The sequence below is a fragment of the Chitinophaga sp. CCNWYY40 genome, assembly GCF_037483205.1.
Taxonomy (GTDB): Bacteria; Bacteroidota; Bacteroidia; order Chitinophagales; family Chitinophagaceae; genus Chitinophaga; species Chitinophaga ginsengisegetis.
This window is the reverse complement of the sequence record NZ_JBBHLF010000003.1, coordinates 793,782-818,194: the sequence shown is the minus strand read 5'-3', so window position 1 is coordinate 818,194 and position 24,413 is coordinate 793,782. Positions and strand designations below refer to the sequence as shown.

General features: G+C 46.4%; 22 protein-coding genes. 12 read left to right on the top strand and 10 right to left on the bottom strand.

Going from position 1 to position 24,413, the window contains the following annotated elements; translation table 11 throughout:
* The first annotated feature begins 14 nt into the window (after positions 1-14).
* Both holA and V7S65_RS13765 read left to right on the top strand, forming a co-directional pair.
* Entirely contained in the window at positions 15-1,010 is a 996-nt protein-coding gene (gene holA / locus V7S65_RS13770; protein ID WP_111577714.1) for a DNA polymerase III subunit delta, read from the top strand.
* Between the two features lie 8 nt (positions 1,011-1,018).
* The gene (locus tag V7S65_RS13765) at positions 1,019-1,288 is read left to right on the top strand and encodes a hypothetical protein (RefSeq protein ID WP_079470437.1); all 270 of its coding nucleotides are present in this window, start codon (positions 1,019-1,021) and stop codon (positions 1,286-1,288) included.
* Here the strand turns inward: V7S65_RS13765 and V7S65_RS13760 are convergent.
* Positions 1,285-2,223 (bottom strand): bifunctional riboflavin kinase/FAD synthetase, encoded by a 939-nt coding sequence (locus tag V7S65_RS13760; RefSeq protein ID WP_336386760.1) that lies wholly within the window; start codon positions 2,221-2,223, stop codon positions 1,285-1,287. The two genes, V7S65_RS13765 and V7S65_RS13760, sit on opposite strands and share 4 nt — an antisense overlap.
* 137 nt (positions 2,224-2,360) lie before the next feature.
* Here V7S65_RS13760 and V7S65_RS13755 point away from each other — a divergent pair, with 137 nt between their 5' ends.
* The gene (locus V7S65_RS13755) at positions 2,361-3,536 is read left to right on the top strand and encodes an AIR synthase related protein (RefSeq protein ID WP_079470435.1); all 1,176 of its coding nucleotides are present in this window, start codon (positions 2,361-2,363) and stop codon (positions 3,534-3,536) included.
* Between the two features lie 303 nt (positions 3,537-3,839).
* Here the strand turns inward: V7S65_RS13755 and V7S65_RS13750 are convergent, their stop codons facing one another.
* Both V7S65_RS13750 and V7S65_RS13745 read right to left on the bottom strand, forming a co-directional pair.
* Positions 3,840-5,531 (bottom strand): M56 family metallopeptidase, encoded by a 1,692-nt coding sequence (locus V7S65_RS13750; RefSeq protein ID WP_336386761.1) that lies wholly within the window; start codon positions 5,529-5,531, stop codon positions 3,840-3,842.
* A gap of 2 nt (positions 5,532-5,533) precedes the next feature.
* On the bottom strand, positions 5,534-5,899 hold the full coding sequence (locus V7S65_RS13745; RefSeq protein WP_079470433.1) for a BlaI/MecI/CopY family transcriptional regulator: 366 nt from the start codon (positions 5,897-5,899) through the stop codon (positions 5,534-5,536).
* Positions 5,900-6,052: 153 nt separating this feature from the next.
* Here V7S65_RS13745 and V7S65_RS13740 point away from each other — a divergent pair, with 153 nt between their 5' ends.
* The 3 genes from V7S65_RS13740 to V7S65_RS13730 all read left to right on the top strand — a co-directional run bounded on the left by V7S65_RS13740 (position 6,053) and on the right by V7S65_RS13730 (position 9,642).
* Positions 6,053-6,748: a cell division ATP-binding protein FtsE gene (locus V7S65_RS13740; RefSeq protein ID WP_079470432.1), complete on the top strand. Its 696-nt coding sequence runs from the start codon at positions 6,053-6,055 to the stop codon at positions 6,746-6,748.
* A 148-nt stretch (positions 6,749-6,896) separates the two neighbouring features.
* Positions 6,897-7,169 (top strand): 30S ribosomal protein S15, encoded by a 273-nt coding sequence (rpsO, locus tag V7S65_RS13735; protein WP_079470431.1) that lies wholly within the window; start codon positions 6,897-6,899, stop codon positions 7,167-7,169.
* A 124-nt stretch (positions 7,170-7,293) separates the two neighbouring features.
* A complete protein-coding gene (locus V7S65_RS13730; RefSeq protein WP_336386762.1) occupies positions 7,294-9,642 on the top strand; it encodes a polyribonucleotide nucleotidyltransferase in 2,349 nt (782 codons plus the stop codon).
* 91 nt (positions 9,643-9,733) lie between these two features.
* Here V7S65_RS13730 and V7S65_RS13725 read toward each other — a convergent pair whose 3' ends face one another.
* On the bottom strand, positions 9,734-10,303 hold the full coding sequence (locus V7S65_RS13725; protein ID WP_336386763.1) for a hypothetical protein: 570 nt from the start codon (positions 10,301-10,303) through the stop codon (positions 9,734-9,736).
* Positions 10,304-10,424: 121 nt separating this feature from the next.
* On the opposite strand from V7S65_RS13725, the gene prmA reads away from it, so the two are divergent.
* The 3 genes from prmA (at position 10,425) to V7S65_RS13710 (ending at position 12,919) form a co-directional block, all read left to right on the top strand.
* Positions 10,425-11,252, top strand: a complete 828-nt coding sequence (gene prmA / locus V7S65_RS13720; protein WP_336386764.1) for a 50S ribosomal protein L11 methyltransferase — start codon at positions 10,425-10,427, stop codon at positions 11,250-11,252.
* A gap of 115 nt (positions 11,253-11,367) precedes the next feature.
* Positions 11,368-12,009, top strand: coding sequence for a glycerol-3-phosphate 1-O-acyltransferase PlsY (plsY, locus tag V7S65_RS13715; protein ID WP_079470427.1), 642 nt, complete (start codon positions 11,368-11,370; stop codon positions 12,007-12,009).
* Between the two features lie 106 nt (positions 12,010-12,115).
* A complete protein-coding gene (locus V7S65_RS13710; RefSeq protein ID WP_079470426.1) occupies positions 12,116-12,919 on the top strand; it encodes a M48 family metallopeptidase in 804 nt (267 codons plus the stop codon).
* Between the two features lie 64 nt (positions 12,920-12,983).
* Here V7S65_RS13710 and V7S65_RS13705 read toward each other — a convergent pair whose 3' ends face one another.
* On the bottom strand, positions 12,984-13,928 hold the full coding sequence (locus tag V7S65_RS13705; RefSeq protein WP_079470425.1) for a hydrogen peroxide-inducible genes activator: 945 nt from the start codon (positions 13,926-13,928) through the stop codon (positions 12,984-12,986).
* A 125-nt stretch (positions 13,929-14,053) separates the two neighbouring features.
* Entirely contained in the window at positions 14,054-15,382 is a 1,329-nt protein-coding gene (locus tag V7S65_RS13700; protein WP_336386765.1) for a hypothetical protein, read from the bottom strand.
* Positions 15,383-15,569: 187 nt separating this feature from the next.
* Between V7S65_RS13700 and V7S65_RS13695 the strand changes: the two genes are divergently transcribed.
* Genes V7S65_RS13695 through V7S65_RS13685 form a run of 3 tightly spaced genes read left to right on the top strand, consistent with a single transcriptional unit; the run spans position 15,570 to position 17,955 of the window.
* The gene (locus V7S65_RS13695) at positions 15,570-16,307 is read left to right on the top strand and encodes a glycosyltransferase family 2 protein (protein ID WP_079470423.1); all 738 of its coding nucleotides are present in this window, start codon (positions 15,570-15,572) and stop codon (positions 16,305-16,307) included.
* A 15-nt stretch (positions 16,308-16,322) separates the two neighbouring features.
* Positions 16,323-17,120, top strand: a complete 798-nt coding sequence (locus V7S65_RS13690) for an O-methyltransferase (RefSeq protein ID WP_079470422.1) — start codon at positions 16,323-16,325, stop codon at positions 17,118-17,120.
* Between the two features lie 37 nt (positions 17,121-17,157).
* Complete coding sequence (locus V7S65_RS13685) at positions 17,158-17,955, top strand: carboxylesterase family protein (RefSeq protein WP_336386766.1); 798 nt, start codon at positions 17,158-17,160, stop codon at positions 17,953-17,955.
* 48 nt (positions 17,956-18,003) lie between these two features.
* Here the strand turns inward: V7S65_RS13685 and V7S65_RS13680 are convergent, their stop codons facing one another.
* The 4 genes from V7S65_RS13680 to V7S65_RS13665 all read right to left on the bottom strand — a co-directional run bounded on the left by V7S65_RS13680 (position 18,004) and on the right by V7S65_RS13665 (position 24,282).
* Positions 18,004-19,434 (bottom strand): efflux transporter outer membrane subunit, encoded by a 1,431-nt coding sequence (locus V7S65_RS13680; protein WP_336386767.1) that lies wholly within the window; start codon positions 19,432-19,434, stop codon positions 18,004-18,006.
* A complete protein-coding gene (locus V7S65_RS13675; RefSeq protein ID WP_336386768.1) occupies positions 19,427-22,567 on the bottom strand; it encodes an efflux RND transporter permease subunit in 3,141 nt (1,046 codons plus the stop codon). Before V7S65_RS13675 ends, V7S65_RS13680 begins: the two co-directional genes overlap by 8 nt.
* Positions 22,568-22,599: 32 nt before the next feature.
* Positions 22,600-23,718: an efflux RND transporter periplasmic adaptor subunit gene (locus V7S65_RS13670; RefSeq protein WP_336386769.1), complete on the bottom strand. Its 1,119-nt coding sequence runs from the start codon at positions 23,716-23,718 to the stop codon at positions 22,600-22,602.
* Between the two features lie 138 nt (positions 23,719-23,856).
* Positions 23,857-24,282 (bottom strand): hypothetical protein, encoded by a 426-nt coding sequence (locus V7S65_RS13665; RefSeq protein ID WP_336386770.1) that lies wholly within the window; start codon positions 24,280-24,282, stop codon positions 23,857-23,859.
* Between the last annotated feature and the right edge of the window lie 131 nt (positions 24,283-24,413).

Sequence of the window (24,413 nt, the reverse complement as noted above, 5' to 3'; positions counted from 1 at the left end):
AAAGCATTCTAGTAATGGAGTACCAGGATATCATCAGGGATTGGAAGCAACAGAAATTCAAATCATTATACTGGCTGGAAGGAGATGAAGACTTTTTTATTGACCAGGTTACCAGCTATGCAGAACATGAACTGCTGCCTGAATCAGAAAGAGGCTTCAACCTCACCGTCCTTTACGGAAAAGATACCGACTGGAGCCAGGTGATCAACGCCTGCCGCAGGTACCCGATGTTTGCGGAAAGACAGGTGGTACTCCTCAAAGAAGCCCAGGCCATGCGCGACCTCCTGAAACTGGAAACCTATATCGATAACCCGCTTACCTCCACCGTGTTTGTAGTGGCGCATAAACAGGGCAAAATAGATGGCAGGAGTAAAATGGCCAAGCTCATAAAGGAAAAAGGCGTACTCCTGTCTACCAAAAAATTATATGATAACCAGCTCCCCACCTGGGTGGAAAGCTATGTGAGCAGCCGCGGACTGGCCATCTCACAAAAAGCGGCTATCCTCCTGGTAGACCATATCGGTAATGACCTGTCGCGTATCTCCAATGAAATAGATAAGCTGCTGGTAAACCTTCCGGCCCAGAAAAAGATTGATGAAGGGGATATTGAAAAGTATGTGGGCATCAGCAAAGAATACAATGTATTTGAATTGCAAAACGCCCTGGGACAGAAAAATACGGCCAAAGTATTCCGCATCATCTCTTACTTTGCCGCCAATCCCAAAGCAGCACCTATCCAGATGACACTGCCCGCATTGTATAATTTCTTCGCAAAAGTAAACCTCATTTTCAGCGTAAAAGGAGGAGAGAAGGAAGTAGCCACTGCGCTGGGTGTACATCCTTTTTTTGTAAAGGACTATATGAACGCTGCCCGTCAGTACGGACCCGAAGGAACCGAAAAAGCTATCTTGCTGTTACATCAATATAACCTGCGGAGTATAGGCATTAACGATAGTGGTGTGGAAGACGGGGAACTGATGAAAGAACTGATGTATAAGGTGATGAATTAATTATTTCTATGGCTATTGGGGTAAAAAAGATATTCAGGTTGCTGTTTGGCTTGCTGTGTTTCTGCTTAAGTAGTTTCTGCGCGCTGATTGTGCTGATGAATATTATTACTATTCATAAGGGAAGCATCGGTGTGGATTTTAGAATGAGCACCAACACCGCATTGGTGATGTGCTTTTATGTGATCGCTTCTGCTTTTTTCCTCTGGCGTGGGGTCCGTTTAATGAAACCTCCTAAAAAGAAAGAAGAAAAGACTGAACTCCTGGGAGAAGAATTCTAAATCTTCGCCAGGATCTCCTTCGCTTGTGCAGAATCCTTATCCATCTGCACTATCAGGGCATCTATATTGTCAAATTTCAGGTTGGACCGGATGTATTCTACAAAGTGAACGGTCAATTCCTGTCCGTAAATATCTTCCTTAAAATCAAAGATGTGTACTTCCAGGCGCAGATCAGTGCCATTGAAAGTAGGGCGGAAGCCGATGCTCATAACGGCGGGTAATAATTCACTGCGGCCGCTGAGTTGCGCATTTACGGCATAAATCCCTTCAGCGGGAATCAGCTTTCTTTCATCTGTCAGGTGCAGATTGGCGGTTGAATAACCCAGCTGCCGGCCCATTTTATCCCCATGCACCACAGTGCCGGTTAAGAAATAAGTGTAGTCCAGTAATTCATTGGCGAGCCGGATACCGCCTTCCTGCAGGCTTTTGCGGATTTTGGTAGAACTCACCGTAAGATCATGCACTACCTGTTGCGGAATTTCTATCAGGGTAAAACCATACTGCTGCTGTTCTGCTTCCAGCAGTTCCAGTCCGCCTTCCCGGTTATGGCCAAACCGGTGGTCGTAACCTATGATAATGGTATGCGGCTTGAAGCGCGCTACCAGGAAGTCTTCCAGGTAACTGCGGGCGGGCATCTCAGAAAATTCTTTGGTAAAAGGTACTACTACCAGGTGATCGATACCGGCACGTTCCAGCAAGGCAATTTTTTCAGGCAGGGTAGTCAGCAGCCGGATGTTATTAGGTTTGGGTTGTAATACTTCCCGCGGATGCGGATCAAAGGTAATGATCACGGTTTCTCCACCGCAGGTATCGGCAGCCTGCTCCAATTGTTCAATAATGAAGCGGTGGCCTGCATGTACTCCGTCGAAAGTGCCTATCGTGATAATAGCATTACGGAATTCCGGTAAATGGTCTAAGTCCCTGTGAACCTGCATATAAATCAATAACTATCAAAATCGCCGTGCAAATCTAACACATTCGGCGGGCATTCTGCATGGAATCTGTTACTTTTGCAGCCTGAAGAGCATCTTTATTTAGTTTATTTTTTATTTACATATTTATTTATTTCCCGGTGGATAATAATATTTACGCCAAACGTGGTGTTTCAGCAGGTAAGGAAGATGTGCATAATGCCATTAAAAACATTGATAAGGGTCTTTTCCCCAAGGCATTCTGCAAAATTGTACCCGATATTTTAGGGGGCGATGAAGCCTATTGCAATATCATGCACGCAGATGGCGCCGGCACCAAATCTTCCCTGGCTTATATTTATTGGAAAGAAACCGGTGATCTGGGCGTTTGGAAAGGCATAGCCCAGGATGCAATTATCATGAACATGGACGACCTGCTTTGTGTGGGCGCTACAGATAATATCCTCCTTTCTTCCACCATTGGCCGCAACAAACAATTGCTGCCGGGTGAAGTAATTGCCGCCATCATCAATGGCACGGAAGAAATCCTGGCAGAACTGCGGAACCACGGTATCAGTATTTATTCCACCGGTGGGGAAACCGCCGATGTGGGCGACCTGGTACGTACCATCATCGTGGATTCCACTGTTACCTGCCGCATGAAACGCGAAGATGTGATCTCCAACGATCGTATCCAGGCGGGAGATGTGGTAGTGGGACTGGCATCGTACGGTCAGGCCACTTACGAAACAGAATACAACGGCGGTATGGGTAGCAATGGTCTTACCAGTGCCCGTCATGATGTATTCAGCAAAGCTATTGCGGAGAAATACCCCGAAAGCTTTGATCCCAATATTCCTTATGAACTGGTATTCAGCGGTAAAAAATCGCTGACAGATAAAATAGATATTCCGGGCTTTGGCGCCGTGGATGCAGGCAAGCTGGTATTGTCGCCCACCCGCACCTATGCACCGGTGATCAAGAAAGTGCTGGAGCAATTCCGTCCGCAGATTCATGGGATGGTGCATTGCAGTGGCGGCGCTCAAACCAAAGTGCTGCATTTTATCGAGAAACTGCATGTGATCAAGGATAACCTGTTCCCGGTACCTCCGTTGTTCAGTCTTATCCAGGAACAATCCGGTACCCCCTGGAAGGAAATGTACCAGGTATTTAACATGGGCCACAGGATGGAACTGTATGTACCGGAAGCAATAGCCGCCGACATTATCAGCATTTCCAAAAGCTTTAATATCGATGCACAGATTATAGGCAGGGTAGAGGCCGCTGAAGAGAAGAAAGTGACGGTGAAAGCGCCGGCCGGTACTTTTGTATATTAGGAAAATAGTGTTAAAAAAGTATCCTGTTCACCGGCAAAGTGGGCAGGATTTTTTATTCATAGTGTATGGGGAGTGTATTGTGAGTGTATTGTGAGTGTATGGTGAGTGTATGGGAACAGTATAGGAACAGTATAGGGAGTGTATAGGGACTGTATAGGAACTGTATAGGGAATACGACACATACACGAGTCCTAAGTATCCAAGAAGTATCCAAGACGTATCGGAGAAGTAATAACCGTATTTTAATAAGAAAGGCCACCGGTTTAACCGGTGGCCTTTCTTCATTGATTGTTTATAGTTGTGTTAGTTTTGTAAACTAAACCTGATAGGAAGATTAAACTGCACAGCTACCTGGTGTTCGTTTTGCACGCCTGGCTCCCATTTCGGCATGGCCTTAACTACTCTTATCGCTTCATCTTCAAGGCCATAGCCTTTCTTTGCACCTATTGTTTTCACATCACGGATGCTGCCATCTGCATCCACAACAAATTGCACAAAAGCGGTACCGCTTATTTTGGCTTTCTGTGCCTCTGCCGGGTAACGGATGTTTTTATTGAGATATAGTCCGAGCGCGTTCTCACCGCCTGGAAATTTCGGTGGATGTTCAACGAAGGTGAATACTTCATTATTATCATTGTTCGGTGGCGGGAAGTTCACGGTTTGACCACCGGGTTTGGGCGCCTGTTTCCCGGTATCCAGCATGAAGCGGATGGGCAGGTTAAACTGTACAGATACCGTTTTCCCCTGGTGTTTTCCAGGTACCCACTGCGGCATTTCCTTTACTACGCGCATGGCTTCTTCAGCAAGACCAAAGCCCGGATTTTTTCCCAGGAGGCGAACATCCGTGATATTACCTTCTTCGTTTACCACATAACTTACGAACACGGTACCGGATATATTTTTTTCCTGTGCAGTTTTTGGATACCGGATGTTCCTGGAAAGATATTTTGCCAGCGCTTCCTCACCACCCGGGAAAGAAGGGGGCTGCTCTACAAAAGTGTAAACGTTGTCTTTCGTTTTGTTCACCTTCTTCACAGGTGTAGTATCCATTGCAAGGGCGGCGGAGGGTACCGCTGAGGGGGTGGGTACAACGGTGTTAGTGGCGGCAAGCGCCGGAATGGCGGACGGACGCTTATCGGCCACAAATGCAAGAGAGCAGAAAATGAATGCAGCCAGTGGCAGCACCATGATGCGTCGCAGGTAACTGAACCTGGGGGTGTGGAATTGTGTCAGCATAAGAATTCTTCTTTTTATTGGCGGATGGAAAAAGTCGTTCGTAATACTGAATTGTTTACTTTGAAAGGCCATCTGGAGGATGGTTTGGGCGTAGCCTGCTATTTCTTCCCCGGCTGCTTTTTTATCGGCCAGGAATTCATGCACCAGCGCCAGTTCCCTTTTTATCAGGTGAAAGAAGGGATTGATCCAGCACACGGCCGTTACCAGTTCCATGAACAGTTTATCTGTGCTGTGTTTCTCCTGCAGGTGTACCAGTTCATGTTTGAAGATCTGCTGCCCTTCGGGCGAATTCAGCGAAGTTTGATGATCCCAGAAAATATAGCTGAAGAAAGAGAAGGGCGCTTTGATATCCTTGTTTTTTACAAACCGGTAAGGAGGAATTTCCTGTACCTGGCTGCGGCGGATCAGGTTTTTGATCCGGAAAAGACTGATCACCGTTCTTGTCAGCAGTAAACCTATCACCGCGATGTACAATGTGTTAAGCACTGTACCGGAACTGATCCCGGGGCTGGCTGATATCACGGTTTCGCGGATATTAACAATACGCGCGGTATAAGATAATACTGCGGAGGATTCGGTTGCCTGACCCGGCAGTGGAATCTTCAGGAGTGGTGTGAGCAGGGAAATCAGGGTGATGAGTACCAGGTAGTACCGGTTCCATTGATGGAAGCGGTTATTACGCAGGGCAATATAATAGTAGCCGTATAAAACGGCAGAACAGATGATCACTTTAGAGAGATAGGTGAGCAGAACTGTCATGGTTAAGGTTTTTGGGCTGCTTTAATTTTTTGTACCAGTTTCTCCAGTTCAGCGATACTCAGTTCTTTCTCTTTCACAAAAAAAGAAACCATGTTGCTGAAGGAGCCGTCGAAATAGCCTTTTACAATATTGTTGACCGTTTTGTGGCTGTAAGCGTCTTTGGTAACAAGGGCAAAATACTGGTGTGATTTACCATAGGCTTTGAAGTCAACAAATCCTTTTTCAATCAGGATTTTCACGAGGGTAGATACGGTATTGTAATGTGGTTTTGGTTCCGGCATTACTTCTATTATATCTTTCACGAAGGCGGGTCCTGTTTCCCAGAGTGCCTGCATGATCTGTTCTTCTGCTTTGGTGAGTTGTTTCATATATCTCGTTTATAAAACCAAGTTAAAACTAATTGTTTAGTTCGACAACTATTTTTTTAGTTTTAAAGAGATGGATATTTGACATATTATCACAACGAGTTATTTTTTAATTAGTTATTTTTGTCCGCACAGACCGTAAAAAACAGAAAGGACATGACGCCTGAACAACCTATCATACAATTAACAAACGCCAGTATATACCAGGGCCATTCATTGATATTATCTGATGTGAACATCACGGTGAATAAGGGTGAATTTGTATATCTCATTGGTAAAACCGGTACCGGGAAATCCAGTTTGTTAAAGACATTGTATGGCGATTTACCTTTAAATGATGGCACAGGACAGGTGGTTGGTTTTGATCTCAAGAAGATGGATTGGAAAAAAGTGCCGTATCTTCGCCGGAATCTGGGTGTGGTATTCCAGGATTTTCAGTTATTAACCGACCGCAATGTGCATGATAACCTGAAATTTGCGCTCCGGGCTACCGGTTGGCAGGATCCAAAGGAAATGGAGAATAAGATCACGGATGTACTGGAAAAAGTGGGGTTGGGTACCAAAGGCTTTAAGATGCCGTATGAGTTATCGGGAGGAGAGCAGCAGCGTGTGGATATTGCCCGTGCTATGCTGAATTCGCCAAAACTGATCCTGGCGGATGAGCCTACGGGTAACCTGGATCCGGAAACTTCCGATGGTATTATGCAGCTGTTATTCCGTATCTGCCGCGAAGGAACCGCCATAGTGATGGCCACACACGATTACATTGTATTACAGAAATTCCCGTCGAGAGTACTGCGTACAGAAAACGGGCATGTAACGGATAATGCAGCTGTGAATTTCTCTTCTTAGGAGTTGTTGAGAAAGAAAATCTTACAGATGTACATTATCCCTCATTTATTATTAATTTCCGGTTAATTGGTAATTCCTATTTTTTAAATTACCTTTGCACCGGAAAAATAGCGACAAAAAACATTATTATTACTTATTATTTTTAAAGATGTCTTACTTAACTGTTGAAAAGAAAGCCAATATTTTTAAGGAATTTGGTGGAAGCGAAAAAAATACAGGCTCTGTGGAAGCACAAATCGCACTGCTGACTGAGCGTATCAACAGCATTTCCGGTCACCTGAAACAAAACAAAAAAGATTTTTCTACCCACCGTGGTTTGATGAAGATGGTTGGCCAGAGAAAGCGTTTGCTTTCCTATTTATCTAAAACCAACCTCACAGGCTACCGTGCCCTCATCGAGAAGTTAGGTATCAGGAAATAACCATGACTTAATTATAGCGCTATTCCCAACTTATATGGTTGGGAATAGTTTTTTTGTATGTATACCTTTTGTTGTTCTTTAGCGATCAAAAAAGAATAACTTTATTTTTAATCCTCACTTTATTATGAATCTGACACCTATTTCAGTGAAATTCGATATAGGAGACGGTCGTATGGTGACCATCGAAACCGGCAAGTTGGCCCGTCAGGCTGACGGTGCCGTTACGGTGCGTTTAGGGAATTCAATATTGCTGGCCACCGTGGTAGCAAATAAAGAACCCAAACCAGGCCAGTCTTTCTTCCCCCTTACAGTTGATTACCAGGAAAAGTTTGCATCCGCAGGCCGTATCCCAGGTTCCTTTTTCAAGCGTGAAGGCCGGTTGTCTGATTCCGAGGTACTTATTTCCCGTTTGATTGACCGCGCTCTGCGTCCCCTGTTCCCCGACAATTATTTATGTGAAGTTCAGGTACTGGTGTCCCTGATTTCATCTGATCCCGAAGTAATGCCTGATGCACTGGCCTGTCTGGCTGCATCTGCTGCACTGGCTGTATCCGACGTTCCCATCCAGGAAATTATTTCTGAGTGCCGCGTAGCGCGCATTGATGGCAAACTCGTGATCAACCCTAACCGTACTGAACTGGCTAAAGCCGACATGGACTTCATCATCGGTGCTACCGACAAGAACATCATGATGGTGGAAGGTGAAAGTAAAGAGTGCCAGGAAGAAGATCTGATCCTCGCAATTGAAGCAGCACACGCTGCGATCAAGGTGCAGGTAAAAGCACAGGAAGAACTGCGTGACCTGAAAGGTGTAACCGGCAAACGTGAATACGCACAACCTCATCAGAACGAAGAACTGAAAGCAAAAGTAGAAGCTTTTGCAAAAGATAAAATTTACCAGGTAGCCAAGTCAGCTTCAGCCAAGCACGATCGCAGCGATGCGTTTGCTGCCATCGGCACCGAACTGAAAGAACACCTGGGCGAATTACCGGAAGAAGACCAGCCGCTGGTAAAAGAATACCTGCATGACCTGGAAAAAGAAGTGATCCGCAACATGATCCTGGACGAATCCGTTCGCCTGGATGGCCGTGCACTGGATCAGGTTCGTCCGCTGGCTATGGAAACAGATATCCTGCCTTCTCCTCACGGTTCCGCCCTGTTTACCCGTGGTGAAACACAGTCGCTGACTACCGTTACACTGGGTACTCCGGAAGATGAACTGCTGATCGAAAGCGCAGCCGTTTCCAACTATTCCAAATTTATCCTGCACTACAATTTCCCTCCATTCTCTACAGGTGAAGTGAAAATGATGCGCGGTCCCGGCCGTCGTGAAGTAGGACATGGTAACCTGGCGATGCGCTCCCTGAAGCAAATGATGCCAGGCAGCGACTACGCTTACACAGTAAGGGTGGTTTCTGATATCCTCGAATCAAACGGTTCTTCCTCTATGGCTACCGTATGTGCCGGTTCACTGGCACTGATGGACGCTGGTGTGCCCCTGCCTAAACACGTTTCCGGTGTGGCAATGGGTCTTATCTCCCGCGCATCCGATGGCAAATGGGCAGTATTAACCGACATCCTCGGTGATGAAGATCACCTGGGTGATATGGACTTTAAAGTAACCGGTACCCGCGATGGTATTGTGGGTATCCAGATGGATATTAAAGTGGATGGTTTAAGCATGGATGTAATGCGCTCCGCACTGGCTCAGGCTAAGAAAGGCCGTCTGCATATCGTGGAAGCCATGTACGAAGCAATGCCTGCTGCACGTCCTGAACCAAAACCACATGCACCACGCATGGAGAAGATCATCATCGACCGTGAATTTATCGGCGCTGTAATCGGACCCGGTGGTAAAATTATACAGGAGATCCAACGCGAAACCGGTACTACCATCAACATCGAAGAAGTTGGTGAAACCGGTGAAGTTAGTATCTTCTCTTCTCAGAAAGAAAGTCTTGATAAAGCAGTTGCATGGGTGAAAGGAATCATTGCAATACCTGAAGTAGGTGAAGTATATGAATCCGTTGTAAAATCCATCATGCCTTATGGTGCTTTCGTTGAGTTCATGCCTGGTAAACAAGGCTTGCTCCACATCTCTGAAGTTTCCTGGAAACGCCTGGAAACAATGGAAGGTGTGCTGACAGAAGGCGAAAAAGTAAAAGTAAAACTGACTGGTACCGATCCTAAAACCGGTAAGTTTAAGCTGAGCCGCAAAGTGCTCATGCCTAAACCGGAAGGTTATGTGGAAAGACCAGAACGTGAAGAGCGTGGCGACAGAGGCGACTTCCGTGATCGTGGCGATCGTGGAGATCGTGGCGACAGACGTGGTCCCCGTGACGACAGACGTGGCGGTGATGACAGACGCGGTGGCGGCGACAGACGTGATTTCAACCGCGACGGTAACCGTGGTGGCGGAAATTACAACGCCGGTCCTGAAAAACCTCAGGAGCCTACCTTTGATGCCGAATAGGCGCTGTTATAGCTAGCAGATAACTGGAATTAAATACAAAAGAAAGCAGTCACCCAGGTGGCTGCTTTCTCTTTTTATGATGGATCCGTTTTTATCTCCTCGTAAGCTGCTCTACACGGAAAGTACTTTCCCTGAATATTTCCCGGCCGCTGTTCAGGCGGAACACCCGGTAATTATTACCATCTACCGGTTCGGCAATCATCTTGTAAGCCGGTTGTACCGCTTTGGTACTTCTGTCTATCACCCTTACTTCCCCGCCGGCCAGCAGGTCCGGCATTATTTCTTCCACATAGGGAAGCATAATACCACCATCTTCTGCCCATAACATATTCATTTTACCGGTGCTGTAACTAAAATCCTTGTTGGCAGTATCTTCCAGGTAGCAATAAGCCTTACGGAAATGGTTGCCCATATCAATGGCATTCAGGTGTGCAAACTGTACGCTGTTAAATACCTTGTTGCTGTATTTACTGTTACGAAGAGTGGAATCCATGCCCGTCATATATTCCGTGAGATGCTTCCTGTCGAAGATCAGCGTTACATTTTCAGTCTGGTAAATGATGGAATCCATAATAGGTTCTGGTGGCCGTACTTTAATTACCTGGGCCATGCCCGGCAGGGACAACGCCACGCCGGTCAGCAGGAGGAACAGTGCTTTCATAGGATAGTTGATATGATTTATAAATCAAATATAATGATTTTTAATATCTGGAGATGATTTTAGCGGCAGATACAGGGGCAAAAGACTGAAAGCTAGCCACTAATGGCTATATTTGCGGCCTATGTCTTACATTGCTATTACCATGCGGGCCGGCGCCGAACAAACAGACCTGCTGATTGCCCAGTTATCTGAGCTGAAATACGAAGGGTTTGAAGAACAGCCGGACACACTTATTGCCTATATCCCCGCCGCTGATTTCGACGAGGCTGTGTTACAGCAGCAATTGGAAGCCCACGGGGTTACCTATACGAAAGAAACGATTTTACCGGTTAACTGGAACGCCCTGTGGGAAAGCAATTTCCAGCCGGTGCAGGTAGATAGCTTTTGTGGTATCCGGGCGGAGTTTCACCCGCCGTTTGATCCGCAACCCGTATATGAAATTATTATTACCCCTAAAATGGCTTTTGGTACCGGGCATCATGCCACTACCGCTTCCATGATAAAACTCATGGAGCCACTGGACTTTAAAGGGAAGAAGGTATTTGATTTTGGTACAGGAACCGGTATTCTCGCCATCCTGGCAGAAATGATGGGAGCTGATACGGTGGATGCCATTGACTACGACGAATGGTCCGTGAATAATACGCTGGAAAACCTTACTGCCAACGGCATGAACAAGGTAAAAGTATGGCAGGCAGACAACCTTGATGCAATTACCGGAAAATATGATATATTGCTGGCAAATATCAACTATAACATTTTACTGAAATTTATGGGAGATATGCGGCATTTATTAGTGCCGGGGGGCAAATTACTATTGAGCGGGATCTTACCAACCGACGAAGAAAACATTGCAGCGGCCGCGGTTTCAACAGGTTTTATCATGGAGGGAAGGATAGAAAAAGATAACTGGCTGGCGCTTCAGTTTTATGTACCCCCAACAAAATAGATTAAAAGTTACATATAAATAGTGTTGATAATCCAACTTTTGTGTTACAATCTTTTCTAATATTCTCTCTATTTTAACACAGAATTTGTTATCTTAGCATTCCTAACTTGTAGTGATGATAGAAATTTTATTGCTTATTTGTGCTTATCTGATAGGATCTGTTCCTACAGCTGTTTGGGTGAGTAAAGGCGTTTTTGGTATGGATATCCGGGAGTATGGCAGCGGCAATGCCGGTGCTACCAATACTTTCAGGGTGCTGGGGCCTAAAGCGGGTACTTTTGTAATGGTAGTAGACATGCTGAAAGGCGTGTTGGCTGTACGTTTAGCTTATCTGGCTCCCTATTATCTTGATCCTGAGCATCTTACACAGCTCGTGAATCTCCAGATCGGTCTGGGGCTCGCTGCAGTGGTAGGTCATATATTCCCTATCTGGGCAAACTTCAAGGGCGGTAAAGGAATTGCTACCCTGTTCGGACTGGTGCTTGCCATCCAGCCACTGGTAGCGCTGTGCTGCGTAGGCGTATTTTTAATGATCCTTTTTTTAACCAGATACGTTTCTCTCAGTTCTATCATTGCCAGTATCGCTTTCCCGATACTTATCCTCTATATCTTCAATGAACCGGAAATTTTCTATCGCATATTTGCTATTGCTGTAGCTTTAATGGTGGTATTAACCCACCAGAAGAATATTACGCGGCTGCTGAAAGGTGTGGAAAGTAAAGTTCCGCTGTTTAAGAACAGAAAAGACAAGAACTAGTTATAGTTATATATTAAAGCAGGAAGCAAAAAGCGACAGCCATAAAAATGTGCATGCTTTTTGCTTTTTGCATTGTGCGTTTCCGCATATTTAAATTGATGCTCCCATGAAAAAGTATGTTTTATTCTTTACTGCAAGCCTCGCATTGGCGGCCTGTTCGCGTGTACCCATCACCGGCCGTAGTCAGCTGAACCTCGTTCCTGAAAGCACTATGCAATCAATGGCTGTGCAACAATACCAGTCGTTTTTGTCTGAAAACAAAGTAGTGGCGCAAACTACCAGTAAAGACGCTGAAATGGTAAGAAGAGTGGGCCAGCGCATTGCGTCCGCCGTTACCAGGTACATGAACCAGAATAATATGGGGAATGAAATATCCAGCTATAAATGGGAATTTAACCTGGTAGACAGTAAAGAAGTGAATGCCTGGTGTATGCCTGGCGGTAAGGTAGTGGTATATACAGGTTTGTTGCCGGTAACCCAGAATGAAACTGCACTTGCCTGTGTAATGGGCCATGAAATAGCACATGCGATTGCCCGTCATGGTAACGAACGTATGAGCCAGGGACTGGTAATGCAGGGGATCCAGGTAGCAGGTGCCGTAGCGCTGAACAAGAATCCTACTGCCGTAAACCTCTTCAACCAGGCATTTGGTATAGGCGGTAACTTAGGTACGCTTGCCTTTTCCCGCGGTAATGAGCTGGAAGCCGATCACCTGGGCGTAATATTCATGGCAATGGCCGGTTACAATCCACAGGAATCAATTCCTTTCTGGCAACGTATGGCTAACATGAGCAAAGGTCAGAAGCCACCTGAACTCCTGAGTACACACCCCAGCGACGCTACCCGCGTACAAAAATTACAACAGCTGATGCCGGAAGCAATGAAGTATTATACACCGGCGAAAGCGTAAATCTCTTTAAAAAGCAACGGGCTGGTAATGTATTATTACCAGCCCGTTTTCTTTATATCTTCCGTTATGCCGTTATAATTTCAATTACCTTCTTATTTTTCTGCACCTTCATCTTCTCCGGCACATGTGCCAGGATCTCTTTTTTGAAGGCTTCTATCAACGCCTGTTTAATAAAGTGACGATGTGTTACCAGGCTGATCTCCCTCACCGGTTCAGGCGCCTTGAAATAGCGCACCATATTCAGCTGCCGGGAGGAAAGGTCCTGCAGCGACAGCTCCGGTAAAATCGTATAGCCTTCATTGAGGTCTACCATTCTTTTCAGTGTTTCCACACTACCGGTATTATATTCGAGGTTCTTATTATCGCCCATTGTGAATTTATCTTTACAGATATTCAGCACCTGGTTGCGCATGCAATGACCTTCGTTGAGCAGCCACACATCTTTGATATCCAGCTCGTCTGCTTTCACAATTTTTTTCTCGTATAAAGCATTGCTTTTAGCGGTATACACCACAAAGGACTCATAAAACAAAGGATGTTCTTCCAGGTGAGGGTTATGCAGGGGAGTAGCCAGCAAACCACAATCCAGCAGTTCCTGTTTTAGTTGCTGCATAATTTGTTCGGTAGGATATTCCCATATCTCCAGCCGCACCTTCGGATATTTTTTCATGAACCCGGTCAGGATACGCGGAAGCAGGTAAGGCGCCAGGGTAGGAATGATGCCTACTTTCAGGTTACCCTGTACTTCCTTTTTCTGGTCTGCTATAATCTCGCGGATGCGGGCATTTTCCTTAATAATGATCCTGGCCTGGGCAACCACGGATACGCCTATTTCTGTAGGGACTACCGGTAATTTGCTGCGATCAAACAGTTTAATGCCTAATTCATCTTCCAGCTTCTGAATCTGCATGCTCAGTGTTGGCTGGGTTACAAAGCATTTCTCTGCTGCTACTACAAAACTTCTGTAGGTATCTACCGCAACAATGTACTCCAATTGAACTGTCGTCATTTCCTCTAAGATTGTGGCGTAAAGGTATAAATAAAATCTATAGGAAGACGTTAAATCCTATAAAAGCAACAGGCGGTAGTGAAATCCTTCACTACCGCCTGTTGCTTTTATATTAATATGTTTAACTAGAATATCCTGTAACGGTACTTGATTTTTTCTGTATTGCTGTACAGTTCCCGTATATTGATAGACGCCTGGATTTCGCCCACTGCTTCTGTTTTCAGGTTCCTGAACTCCGCCTGTTTGGCATCGATGATGCTTTTGTCGGCAAGACCATTATCCTGAGCAATTTTCAGCGAGTTGTTTACTTTGGTATAGTAAGAATCCAGTAAAGTGAAATACTCGTTGTAAAGATTTTCAAATCGTTTGGTTTGTAATACCAGGTCTTCCAGCTGGTTATTTACTTCTTTCAGGGAAGAGTTTTCGCGCAGCAGGGATTCATAGTCGATCCGTTTGCCTTTGGTATATTTCTCTTCCAGTTTAGCGAAGTAATCCACTACTTTTTCTTTCTTAAAATCAAAAAAGTATTCATTCATCGTTTGGCTCAAACCCTGATTCCCTTTCTGCGGAGCAGGAAATTTGAGAGAAGTGGCGGTAAACGAAAGATGATCAAACAGGTTATCCTGCAACAGGCTTAACTGATCTTTATTGAAGTTCAGGCCATATTCAAATTTCTGGTTGGCATCATTTAATGCGGTGTAATACACCACATATTTGTTCAGCTCTTTTTCAAAATCCTGTAATGACTTCTGATTGATCTGTTTGTTATTCACACTCACGCTGTGCAGGAAGTTCATCACTGAGTTGGCAATTGCCAGCGGGGGCGTGAGGGAGGTAAAGCTCTGGAAGATAGGACTGTTGATGATCGACTTGGTAGACTCAACAATTTTAGAATTCTTTTCTCCTTTATCTCCTTTGTTTTTCAGGATGATCTTTTCTACCAGTTCTACAATGCGGTCGCTCAGAGAAAAGCCCAGCGCTTTACTTTCCGGGTTATTCAGCGAGGTGATGAAAACATCGAGGTTATTGGTAGTGGTACGTGACTTTAGATCGATAATTTTCTTATTCAGCAGATAATAGGTTTCACTGGCATTGATGATATTATTTTTTATCAGCTCATACTTCGTGATATTATCTATTTCCTTTCCCTGTAACAGGGCCTGTATAGCGGTAGAGTTTTGTTTGTCATTGTCGGTGATCCGCTGTACGTCTTCCAGCAGTTTGCGGATGGTGGTATCCTGGGTTCTGATAACAGGAGACGTGGTGCTTTTCAGTTCCGGGTCCTGTGCATAGGCTGTCTGGAAAGTAAAAAGTAAAACAAGTGGGGCTGGTAGCACTTTAATCCATCTGGTGTTCAGAAATTTTTGAGTCAGGTGTACTAACGGTAATGACTCATCGGGCTTGCAGGTCAAGCGTTTATCATGCCTCATTTCCGTTGGTAGGTGTTTTAACATGTTGTTTTTGCTTTTTGTTAACAAAAATTTAAGAAAATATGATGCCAAAAACATCATCAGGCAAAGATAAATAATTAATAACAGTTAAAATTAAATCATGATAGGTGGTGTCCGGAACGCATTTCCGGGAGATATTTTGAATTATCAGCAGGTGAGTTACCTTTGCTGCCAAATTTGATCCACTTTCATGCTTAATAACAAAAAGATCGTGGTTGTATTACCGGCCTACAACGCAGCACTTACGCTGGAAAAAACATTCCGGGAAATCCCTTTTGACATAGTTGATGATGTAGTACTGGTAGATGATGCCAGCAGAGATGATACCCTTGAAGTCGGCAGGCGGCTGGGGATTCAGCACCTGATACGTCACGATAACAACAAAGGTTATGGAGGTAACCAGAAATCCTGCTACAACAAAGCGCTGGACCTCGGAGCTGATATTGTGGTGATGCTGCATCCCGATTATCAGTATACGCCAAAGCTCATTACCGCCATGTGCAGTATTATTGCAAACGATGTGTACCCGGTGGTTTTCGGGTCCAGGATCCTGGGAAAAGGCGCCCTGAAAGGGGGAATGCCAATGTATAAGTACATATTTAATCGTTTCTTAACATTGACACAAAACATCCTGATTGGTCAGAAGCTGAGTGAATACCACACCGGCTACCGCACTTTTTCATCGGAAGTATTGCGTGATATCAACTATATGGCTGATAATGACGATTTTGTGTTCGATAATGAAATGGTTTCGCAGATATTTATGAAAGGATACGATATTGCAGAGATTACCTGTCCTACCAAATACTTCGACGAGGCCTCCAGTATCAATTTCAAACGCAGCGCCATTTATGGTTTAGGTGTGTTGAGAGTATCCCTGCAGCATCGTTTGCATATGTGGGGCATGATAAAAGGAAAGATCTATTAAAAAATAATTTAGCCAGTGGGTTTAGCGCAACAGTATAATTTAGCCGGAAAGTACCTGAAGTATTATTTTACTTCAGGCAATCGTCATGACGTACATTCTCCCTTTGTATTTTCACTGATAGAGGATGTATTGCTGGATAAAAAACAGCATCCGGCTTTCCGGGAAATAGAACAGTTGCGCAAACAGTTGCTGCAAAGTAATGAAACGCTCCAGGTAACCGACCTGGGCGCCGGGTCGCTGATATCGGCCGGTAATGAACGCCGGGTACGGGATATTACCCGCTATGCGGCAAAACAGCCCAAATTCGGGCAGTTATTTTACCGGCTGATACAATACCTCCAACCGGGCCGTATCCTTGAATTGGGTACTTCTATGGGGCTTTCTACAGCATATATGGCAAAGGCCGCCCCGCAGGCCCGTATTTATACCATTGAAGGATGCCCTAATATAGCAGCCCGGGCTGCCAAAAACTTTGAGGCGCTTCACATCAAAAACATCACGCAGGTAACGGGGAATTTTGATACCGTGTTACCGGACGTGTTAAAACAAATGCAGCTGCCCGACTGGGTGTATATAGATGGGAACCATCGCAAAGAACCCACCCTGGCCTATTTTGAGCAGTGCCTGCAGTTTGCTGATGAATACTCCGTTTTTATTTTTGACGATATCCACTGGACCCCGGATATGGAAGCCGCCTGGCATACTATACAGGAACATCCGCAGGTGACCATGACCATCGACCTGTTTTTTATCGGGCTGGTTTTTTTCCGGAAAGATTTTAAAGTTAAACAGCATTTTACACTGAAATACTGATTTTGCCGTAGTATATTGGGTGTAAAATTCCCCAGTTATGCGTTACCTGAAATTATTCTTCCTGGCCTGCATGCTCACCGGTAGCCTGGTAGCCGCTGCACAGGACGATCTTTCCCAGTACAGCCGTGAATCGTTTATCCGTAAGGGTGATACCCTCCGCTACCGTCTCCTGCTGCCGGCCAACTACGATAGTCACAAAAAATATCCCCTGATCGTTTTCCTGCATGGAGCCGGAGAAAGGGGCACTGATAATAACGCGCAGCTGCTGCATGGCGGCGCCATGTTCGTGCGGGATACGATCCGTGCCAATTACCCTGCATTTGTGGTTTTCCCGCAATGCCCTCCCGATCAAACATGGGCGCCCATGAAATTTGAGCGTGACAGCACGGGTAAAGTAATCCAGGCAGATTTTCCGCTGGATGGCGCCCCCACACCTCCCACCGCTTTACTCAACCAATTGCTGGATAGTTTACTGGCCGGCGGAAAAGTGGATACCAAACGTGTATACATCGGCGGTTTATCGCTCGGCGGAATGGGCACCTTTTATGAAATCACCAAACGTCCCAATATTTTTGCTGCCGCATTTCCTATCTGTGGCGCAGGCAACGTAGCAGCAGCTGATAGGTTTGCTAAAAAAGTACCGGTGTGGATTTTTCATGGCGGCGACGATAAAGTAGTGCCGGTAGAAGCCTCCAGGGCTTATGATGCCAAACTGAAAGCATTGGGTGCAGAAGAAAAATATACCGAATATCCCGGCGTAGGACACAACAGTTGGGACAATGTGTTTGTGGAACCCGGTGTGATGCCGTGGTTGTTTCAGCACCGTAAAAAATAAAATACAGAAGGGATCGCCGTACAGGCGATCCCTTCTGTTAAAAAAGCTTTAGTTACCACCCAACGCGCGATACAGCGATACCATTCCCTGGTACACATTCCGGCGTGTAGTTACCAGTGCCAGCTCTGCTTCCAGCACACTCTTCTGTGCGGTGATCACTTCCAGGTAATTGGCGTAACCGGTAGTAAAAAGAATGTTAGCGGTAGATACGGCCTCCTGCAACACCAATACCTCCCTGCTTTTCAGCGCATAGGCTTCCTGCTGGTTTTCTACTTTATTTAAGGCAGAAGCTACTTCCTGGTAGCCATTTACAATGGTCTGCTGGTATTCGTAGAATGCCGTCCAGGCGTTGGCGGTACTGATATTGTATTGCGCCTGTATTTGTTTTTTATTGAAGATGGGAGCGGTTAAATTCCCTACAGCGCCCCATGCTATGGACGCGGGCGACTGGAACAGCAACCCTGCCTTGAAAGCATTAAAGCCCGCATAGGGCGTAATGGTGAGTCCGGGTAAAAAGGCCGCCCGCGCAGCTTTCACATCGGCTTTTGTGGCGGCCAGTTCAAGCTCCGCCCGCTGTACATCCGGGCGTTGCAGCAGCAGGCTGGCAGGGATCCCTTTTTTTATCGCCGCCGGCAATGCCTGCGCATCTTTTACCGTGCTGCGTACAATGGGCTGTGGCAGCCTTCCCAGGAGGGCGTTGAGCTGGTTTTCCAAAGAAGCGATTTCCTGTTTTACGCCATACTCCAATGCCTGCGTGCTCAGTAACTGGGCGGTGAACTGTTGCACTGCCAGCTCGGTAGCGCGTCCGCCGGCCTTTTGAATATGCACGGTGGCGACTGCGGTTTCCTGTAATTTAATATTGCGTTGTATAATAGCCAGCTCATTGTCCATCGCGGTGAGCTCGTAATACAGCCCGGTAACGCCTGCCACTATTTGCGTGGTAAGCAGGCGGCGGCCCTGTTCACTGCCGAGAAAGCGTGCGTAGGTGGCCTGGCGCTGGCTTTTCAGTTTACCCCAGAGATCTATTTCCCAGCTGCTTCTTAGCCCTGCAAAGTATTCAGGTGTTGGACCGGGAATGCGTTGATCTTTACTGATATTGGGCGACAGGTTGGTATCGAAATTACCTACACCATTGAGCGTGTAGTCTGCATACTTATCCACACCGGCTGATAAGGAAAGATTCAGCGACGGCAGCCATGCGTTTTTTGCCATCATCAGGTTGGCCTGCGCCGTGGCTACGCGTTGTGCAGCAGAGAGCAGGTCGTAGTTGTTACGCAAGGCGGTATCAATGAGGCTCCGCAAATTTGGATCATTAAACACCTGCGCGAAATTGTGCAGTGAAATGGTATCACTGCTATTACCTGATACCACGGGAACGCTTATACGTTCCGGCAGCGCCAGTTCTTTTTGTGTGCTGCAGGCCACTGTTGCAGTGGCCATCGCAGCATATAATGCGTATTGATATATTCGTTTATTCATTGGTGTAAGCTTTTAGTTCAACGGATTTTTTCCTGATCATGGAAGCAAACAGCACGTATAATCCGGGTATGATCAATACACCGAAAATGGTTCCGATGAGCATGCCGCCGGCTGCGGCTGTACCAATGGAACGGTTGCCCATAGCGCCGGCGCCGGAGGCAATACACAATGGTATTAACCCGGCGATGAATGCGAACGACGTCATGAGAATGGGGCGTAGCCTGGATACGGCGCCTTCTTTCGCAGCGGCGAGGATGGTAGCGCCATGCTTATTTCTCAGGATGGCAAATTCCACAATGAGGATGGCGTTCTTTCCAAGTAAACCTATCAGCATTACCAATGCCACCTGTGCATAGATGTTATTTTCCAGGCCCAGTACCTTCAGAGAAAGGAAGGCGCCGAAAATACCGGCTGGCAGCGATAACAATACCGGCAGTGGCAACAGGAAGCTTTCGTATTGAGCGGCCAGCAACAGGTATACAAACACCAGTACGATGATGAAAATATAGAAGGCCTGGTTACCGGAAAGGATTTGTTCTCTCGTCATACCACTCCATTCGTAGCTATATCCCCTGGGCAATTCTTTCGCGGCTACTTCCTGTACGGCGGCAATGGCCTGGCTGCTGCTGAATCCTGGTTTGGCGTCGCCATTGATCATGGCGGCGGTATACATGTTATAGCGGGTCAGTTGTTCCGGTCCGTATACACGTTCCAGTTTTACGAAGTCGGAATACGACACCATTTCGCCGCGGTCGTTTTTTACGTAGAGACGCAGCAGGTCGTCGGGTTTGGTGCGGTAGGAGGGACCCGCCTGCACCATTACCTTATACATTTGCCCGAAGCGGATGAAGTTGGAAGCATAGAAGCTACCCATCAGCGTTTGAAGATTGCTCATGGCATTTTCTATACTCACACCTTTTTTTGCAGCCATGGCCTGGTCTACATGGATCAGGTATTGCGGGAACTCCGCATCAAAGCTGGTGAAGGCGCTGCCTATTTCCGGTCTCTTTTTCAGTGCGTCGATGAACTGGTTGGTGATCTGCGCGGTTTGCCGGAGATCGCCGCTGCCGCTGCGGTCGAGCAGCCGTAGTTCAAACCCGCTGGAGTTACCGAATCCGGGAACGGTAGGCGGCGGGAAAAATTCTATGCTGGCATCTGCAATACCAGCTGTTTTCTTTTGTAATATTTCAATGATATCCTGTACAGATGCTTTGCGGTCGTCCCAGGGTTTCAGGTTTACCATGCCCATCCCGTAAGAGGCGCCGGCCACTTCGTTTACCAGGCTGTAACCTGCAAGGGTGGATACGGATTCCACTTCTCCCAGTTCAGCAGCAATAGCCTGCACCTGGTCCAGTATGGCTTCGGTACGTTCTACTGTTGCTCCCGGAGGAGTGGTTACGTTTACATAGATCATCCCCTGGTCTTCGGTAGGAATGAACCCGGAAGGCAGGATGGCGCTAACGCCCCAGGTAGCGGCGAAGAAGAATACGAGGCAGGCCAGTGTAATCAGTCTCCTGCCGGCGATAAAGCTGATCAGCTTTGCATATTTATTTTCAGTAGCATTATAGCCTTTGTTGAAACCGTTGAAGAAGCGCTGCAGCAGGCTCTTTTTACGGGGTTTGCCATGTGTGTCTTTTAACATGATGGCGCAGAGTGCAGGCGTTAACGTTACTGCGTTAATACCTGAAATCACGATGGAAATGGCCAGTGTGAGCGAGAACTGCCGGTAGAATACACCTACCGGACCTGATAAAAACGCCACTGGTATAAATACAGCAGACATTACGAGCGTGATGGCCACCAACGCCCCGCTGATTTCTTTCATGGCTGCCAGCGTGGCTTCCATCGGAGGGAGATGTTCTTCACTCATTTTCACGTGTACGGCTTCTACTACCACAATGGCATTATCTACCACAATACCAATAGCCAGTACCAGTGCAAAGAGCGTGAGCAGGTTAATGGAGAAGCCCATCATCTGCATAAAGGCTAACGTACCAATTAACGCTACCGGTACTGCAAGTGCAGGAATGAGGGTGGAGCGGAAGTCCTGCAGGAAAATGAACACCACGATAAATACCAGCAGGAATGCTTCAAACAGGGTTCTTACCACTTCGTGGATAGAGGCGTCGAGAAAGCGGGAAACGTCGTAGTTGAAGTTAAAGGTCATGCCCGGAGGAAACGAGGAATTCTTCATTTCTTCCATTTTTGCCTTCACATTGTTAATTACTTCGCGTGCATTGGAGCCGGGTCGTTGTTTAAGCATGATGGAAGCGGAAGGCTTGCCGTCTGTTTTGGATACCATGCTATAGGTGAGCGAGCCAAATTCTACATCGGCTACATCTTTAAGATGCAGTACAGATCCGTCCTGTCCTGCCCGCAGCACGATTTGCCGGTATTGCTCCGGTTCAAAAAATTTACCGGTGTAGCGTAACACATATTGCAGCATCATCGCATCTTTATCGGAGCTTTCGCCGGTTTTACCGGGAGCTGCTTCAATATTCTGTTTGCGGATAGCCTGAATCACTTCATCGGCAGATACGTTGTAGGCCAGCATACGATCAGGTTTCAGCCACACGCGCATGGCGTATTCTTTAGCGCCCATGATTTCCGCACGGCCTACTCCATCGATACGTTTTAATTCCTGGAGTACGTTGATGTCGGCAAAGTTGTAAATAAACTGTTCATCCAGGGTGGTGTCCTCGCTCATCACGTTGAGGTATAGCAACATACTGTTTACCTCTTTTTCCGTGGTTACGCCGGCCTTGATCACTTCTTCGGGCAGCTCATCAATAATGGTGGCTACGCGGTTTTGTACGTTCACTGCGGCCTGGTCGGGGTCTGTACCCACCTGGAAAAACACCTGGATCACGGTGATCCCGTCGTTACTGGATACGGACGACATATACGTCATGCCCGGTACCCCGTTGATGGCCCTTTCCAGTGGTGTAGACACTGCTTTGGCAGATACTTCCGCATTGGCGCCGGTATATTTAGCAGTTACCGTTACCGAAGGCGGCACAATATCGGGGAACTGGGTAACCGGTAAGGTAAATAGCGCGAGCAGGCCTACCAGTGTGATAATAAGCGATATGACCAGTGACAGCACTGGCCTTTTTATAAAAGTTTCAAACATTGTTCCGTGATTTCAGCTCAAAAGCTGTGTGATTATAAACTGAGTAAACTATCCATTGGTACGCCGCGTGGTGAAATCCGGATACCATCGCGGATGTTGCGTACGCCTTCACACACAATACGTTCTCCGGGCTGAAGTCCGGACTGAACGATGTAGAAATGGGCAAAGCGGGCCTGTGGAATAAAGTTTCTCATCTTCACTTTGTTGCTGCCGTCTACCACGAACACATAGTTTTTGTCCTGCATTTCGAATACCGCTTTTTGCGGGATGATCACCGCACTGTCTATTTCAGTGGTAAGACGCACCTTCCCGCTGGCGCCATGTTTCAGCAGCTTGGAAGGGTTGGGGAAGCGGGCACGGAATGCAATGGAGCCGGTGTTTTCTTCAAACTCACCTTCTATGGTTTCTATTTTACCAGTGTGATTATAATCTGTACCATCTGCCAATACAAGCGCTACCTGCCGGTAGCTGTTGTCGCCTTTGGCCAGCGCTTTATTATATTGTAGATACTCTGTTTCTGATACGTTGAAATAAGCATAAAATTCGCGTGTATCCGACACCGTAGTCAGCAGGGTGCCTTCACTGATCAGGCTTCCTTTCTTTAAGGGAATACGGTCGATGATACCATCAAAAGGGGCGCGGATGCTGGTATACGACAGGCGCATTTCCGCGTTGGAGGCGGCAGAGCGGGCTTCTTCTATTTTTGCCTGTGCCGCAGCGAGTTTTGCATTGGCTACTTCCAGTTCGGAAGGCGCTACTACTTTTTTCTCTACCAGCAGCTTTACCCGGTCGAGTTCCAGTGCAGCGGCTTTGCTTTCTGCTACCATGCTGCTGAGAACGGCTTTTGCTTTGGCCAGTTCTGCCCGGTATTCCGCATCATTGATACCAAACAGCAGTTGTCCTTTTTTTACTTCCTGACCTTCGTCGATAAATATTTTATCAAGAAAGCCATTTACACGGGCGCGTATTTCCACATTCTGCACCGCCTGGATATCTGTTACATAAGAACGGTGCAGCAGTGTATCTTTTGTTACCAGTGTGGTAACCGGTAAAACTTTAAGATCCTCGTTGTTGGTACTTTCTCCCTTGGTGGCACAACCGGCCATGAAAAGAGCGATCAGCGATGTTAAGATCCCTGTATATTGACGCATAGCAATAAGATATTGATCCCGGCATAACCGGAATAGGTGAATACAACACAATAGGAGGCCATCCGCTGTGATAGCAGAAAAGGCAGGCATCTCCCTGAAAAAAATTAAAAATGATTACAATAAAAGGTGTGCTGGTATTCAAAAGGGAGTAAACCGGAAGAGAAAGGAATAGTAGGCGGGCCGGAAGGATTTCTGGCGGCCATACTCACCGGTTTTGTTTTCAGGAATATAAATGCTGCGTGCAGTATTATCTGCATCGAGATATACAATGCGGGTGGCGGTACTTACCTGCGGGGCAGCTGCAGAAAGATACCAGCGTGTTTTGCGCCGGTGCTTCGTGATATGCCATACTTCGGTACCTTCATCATCTGCTTCGAGATGTACAGGAATTTTATTAACAAGACTTAATAACCTGTCCTGCTCTACCTGTTGCTTGTGCAGATCGGGTAACAGAAAATAATGACGATGTGCTGCAAACGAAGGCAGGATGCCGGTTGCCAGCTGTAAACACAGCAGGAAGCAGACGAGTGTCCAACGTTTTAATATGTGCGCACGATCATTCATTAAACCGCAAAATTAATAGTTTTTGATTTATTTAAAGATTAGTTTATTGTAAAGGATCTATTTTTTGATAACCGGTAAGATGTGTATAAAAATAAAGAGCCGTCTCATTTTATAGAGACAGCTCTTTCCAC

Bases quoted from the DNA above. Each gene is read 5' to 3' on its own strand.
- V7S65_RS13730 (WP_336386762.1), top strand. From the start codon at position 7,294: ATGAATCTGACACCTATTTCAGTGAAATTCGATATAGGAGACGGTCGT.
- V7S65_RS13685 (WP_336386766.1), top strand. From the start codon at position 17,158: ATGCGTTACCTGAAATTATTCTTCCTGGCCTGCATGCTCACCGGTAGC.
- V7S65_RS13760 (WP_336386760.1), bottom strand. From the start codon at position 2,223: ATGCAGGTTCACAGGGACTTAGACCATTTACCGGAATTCCGTAATGCT.
- V7S65_RS13765 (WP_079470437.1), top strand. From the start codon at position 1,019: ATGGCTATTGGGGTAAAAAAGATATTCAGGTTGCTGTTTGGCTTGCTG.
- prmA (WP_336386764.1), top strand. From the start codon at position 10,425: ATGTCTTACATTGCTATTACCATGCGGGCCGGCGCCGAACAAACAGAC.
- V7S65_RS13670 (WP_336386769.1), bottom strand. From the start codon at position 23,718: ATGCGTCAATATACAGGGATCTTAACATCGCTGATCGCTCTTTTCATG.
- rpsO (WP_079470431.1), top strand. From the start codon at position 6,897: ATGTCTTACTTAACTGTTGAAAAGAAAGCCAATATTTTTAAGGAATTT.
- V7S65_RS13725 (WP_336386763.1), bottom strand. From the start codon at position 10,303: ATGAAAGCACTGTTCCTCCTGCTGACCGGCGTGGCGTTGTCCCTGCCG.
- V7S65_RS13675 (WP_336386768.1), bottom strand. From the start codon at position 22,567: ATGTTTGAAACTTTTATAAAAAGGCCAGTGCTGTCACTGGTCATATCG.
- V7S65_RS13665 (WP_336386770.1), bottom strand. From the start codon at position 24,282: ATGAATGATCGTGCGCACATATTAAAACGTTGGACACTCGTCTGCTTC.
- V7S65_RS13750 (WP_336386761.1), bottom strand. From the start codon at position 5,531: ATGACAGTTCTGCTCACCTATCTCTCTAAAGTGATCATCTGTTCTGCC.
- holA (WP_111577714.1), top strand. From the start codon at position 15: ATGGAGTACCAGGATATCATCAGGGATTGGAAGCAACAGAAATTCAAA.
- plsY (WP_079470427.1), top strand. From the start codon at position 11,368: ATGATAGAAATTTTATTGCTTATTTGTGCTTATCTGATAGGATCTGTT.
- V7S65_RS13740 (WP_079470432.1), top strand. From the start codon at position 6,053: ATGACGCCTGAACAACCTATCATACAATTAACAAACGCCAGTATATAC.
- V7S65_RS13710 (WP_079470426.1), top strand. From the start codon at position 12,116: ATGAAAAAGTATGTTTTATTCTTTACTGCAAGCCTCGCATTGGCGGCC.
- V7S65_RS13700 (WP_336386765.1), bottom strand. From the start codon at position 15,382: ATGTTAAAACACCTACCAACGGAAATGAGGCATGATAAACGCTTGACC.
- V7S65_RS13705 (WP_079470425.1), bottom strand. From the start codon at position 13,928: ATGACGACAGTTCAATTGGAGTACATTGTTGCGGTAGATACCTACAGA.
- V7S65_RS13695 (WP_079470423.1), top strand. From the start codon at position 15,570: ATGCTTAATAACAAAAAGATCGTGGTTGTATTACCGGCCTACAACGCA.
- V7S65_RS13680 (WP_336386767.1), bottom strand. From the start codon at position 19,434: ATGAATAAACGAATATATCAATACGCATTATATGCTGCGATGGCCACT.
- V7S65_RS13745 (WP_079470433.1), bottom strand. From the start codon at position 5,899: ATGAAACAACTCACCAAAGCAGAAGAACAGATCATGCAGGCACTCTGG.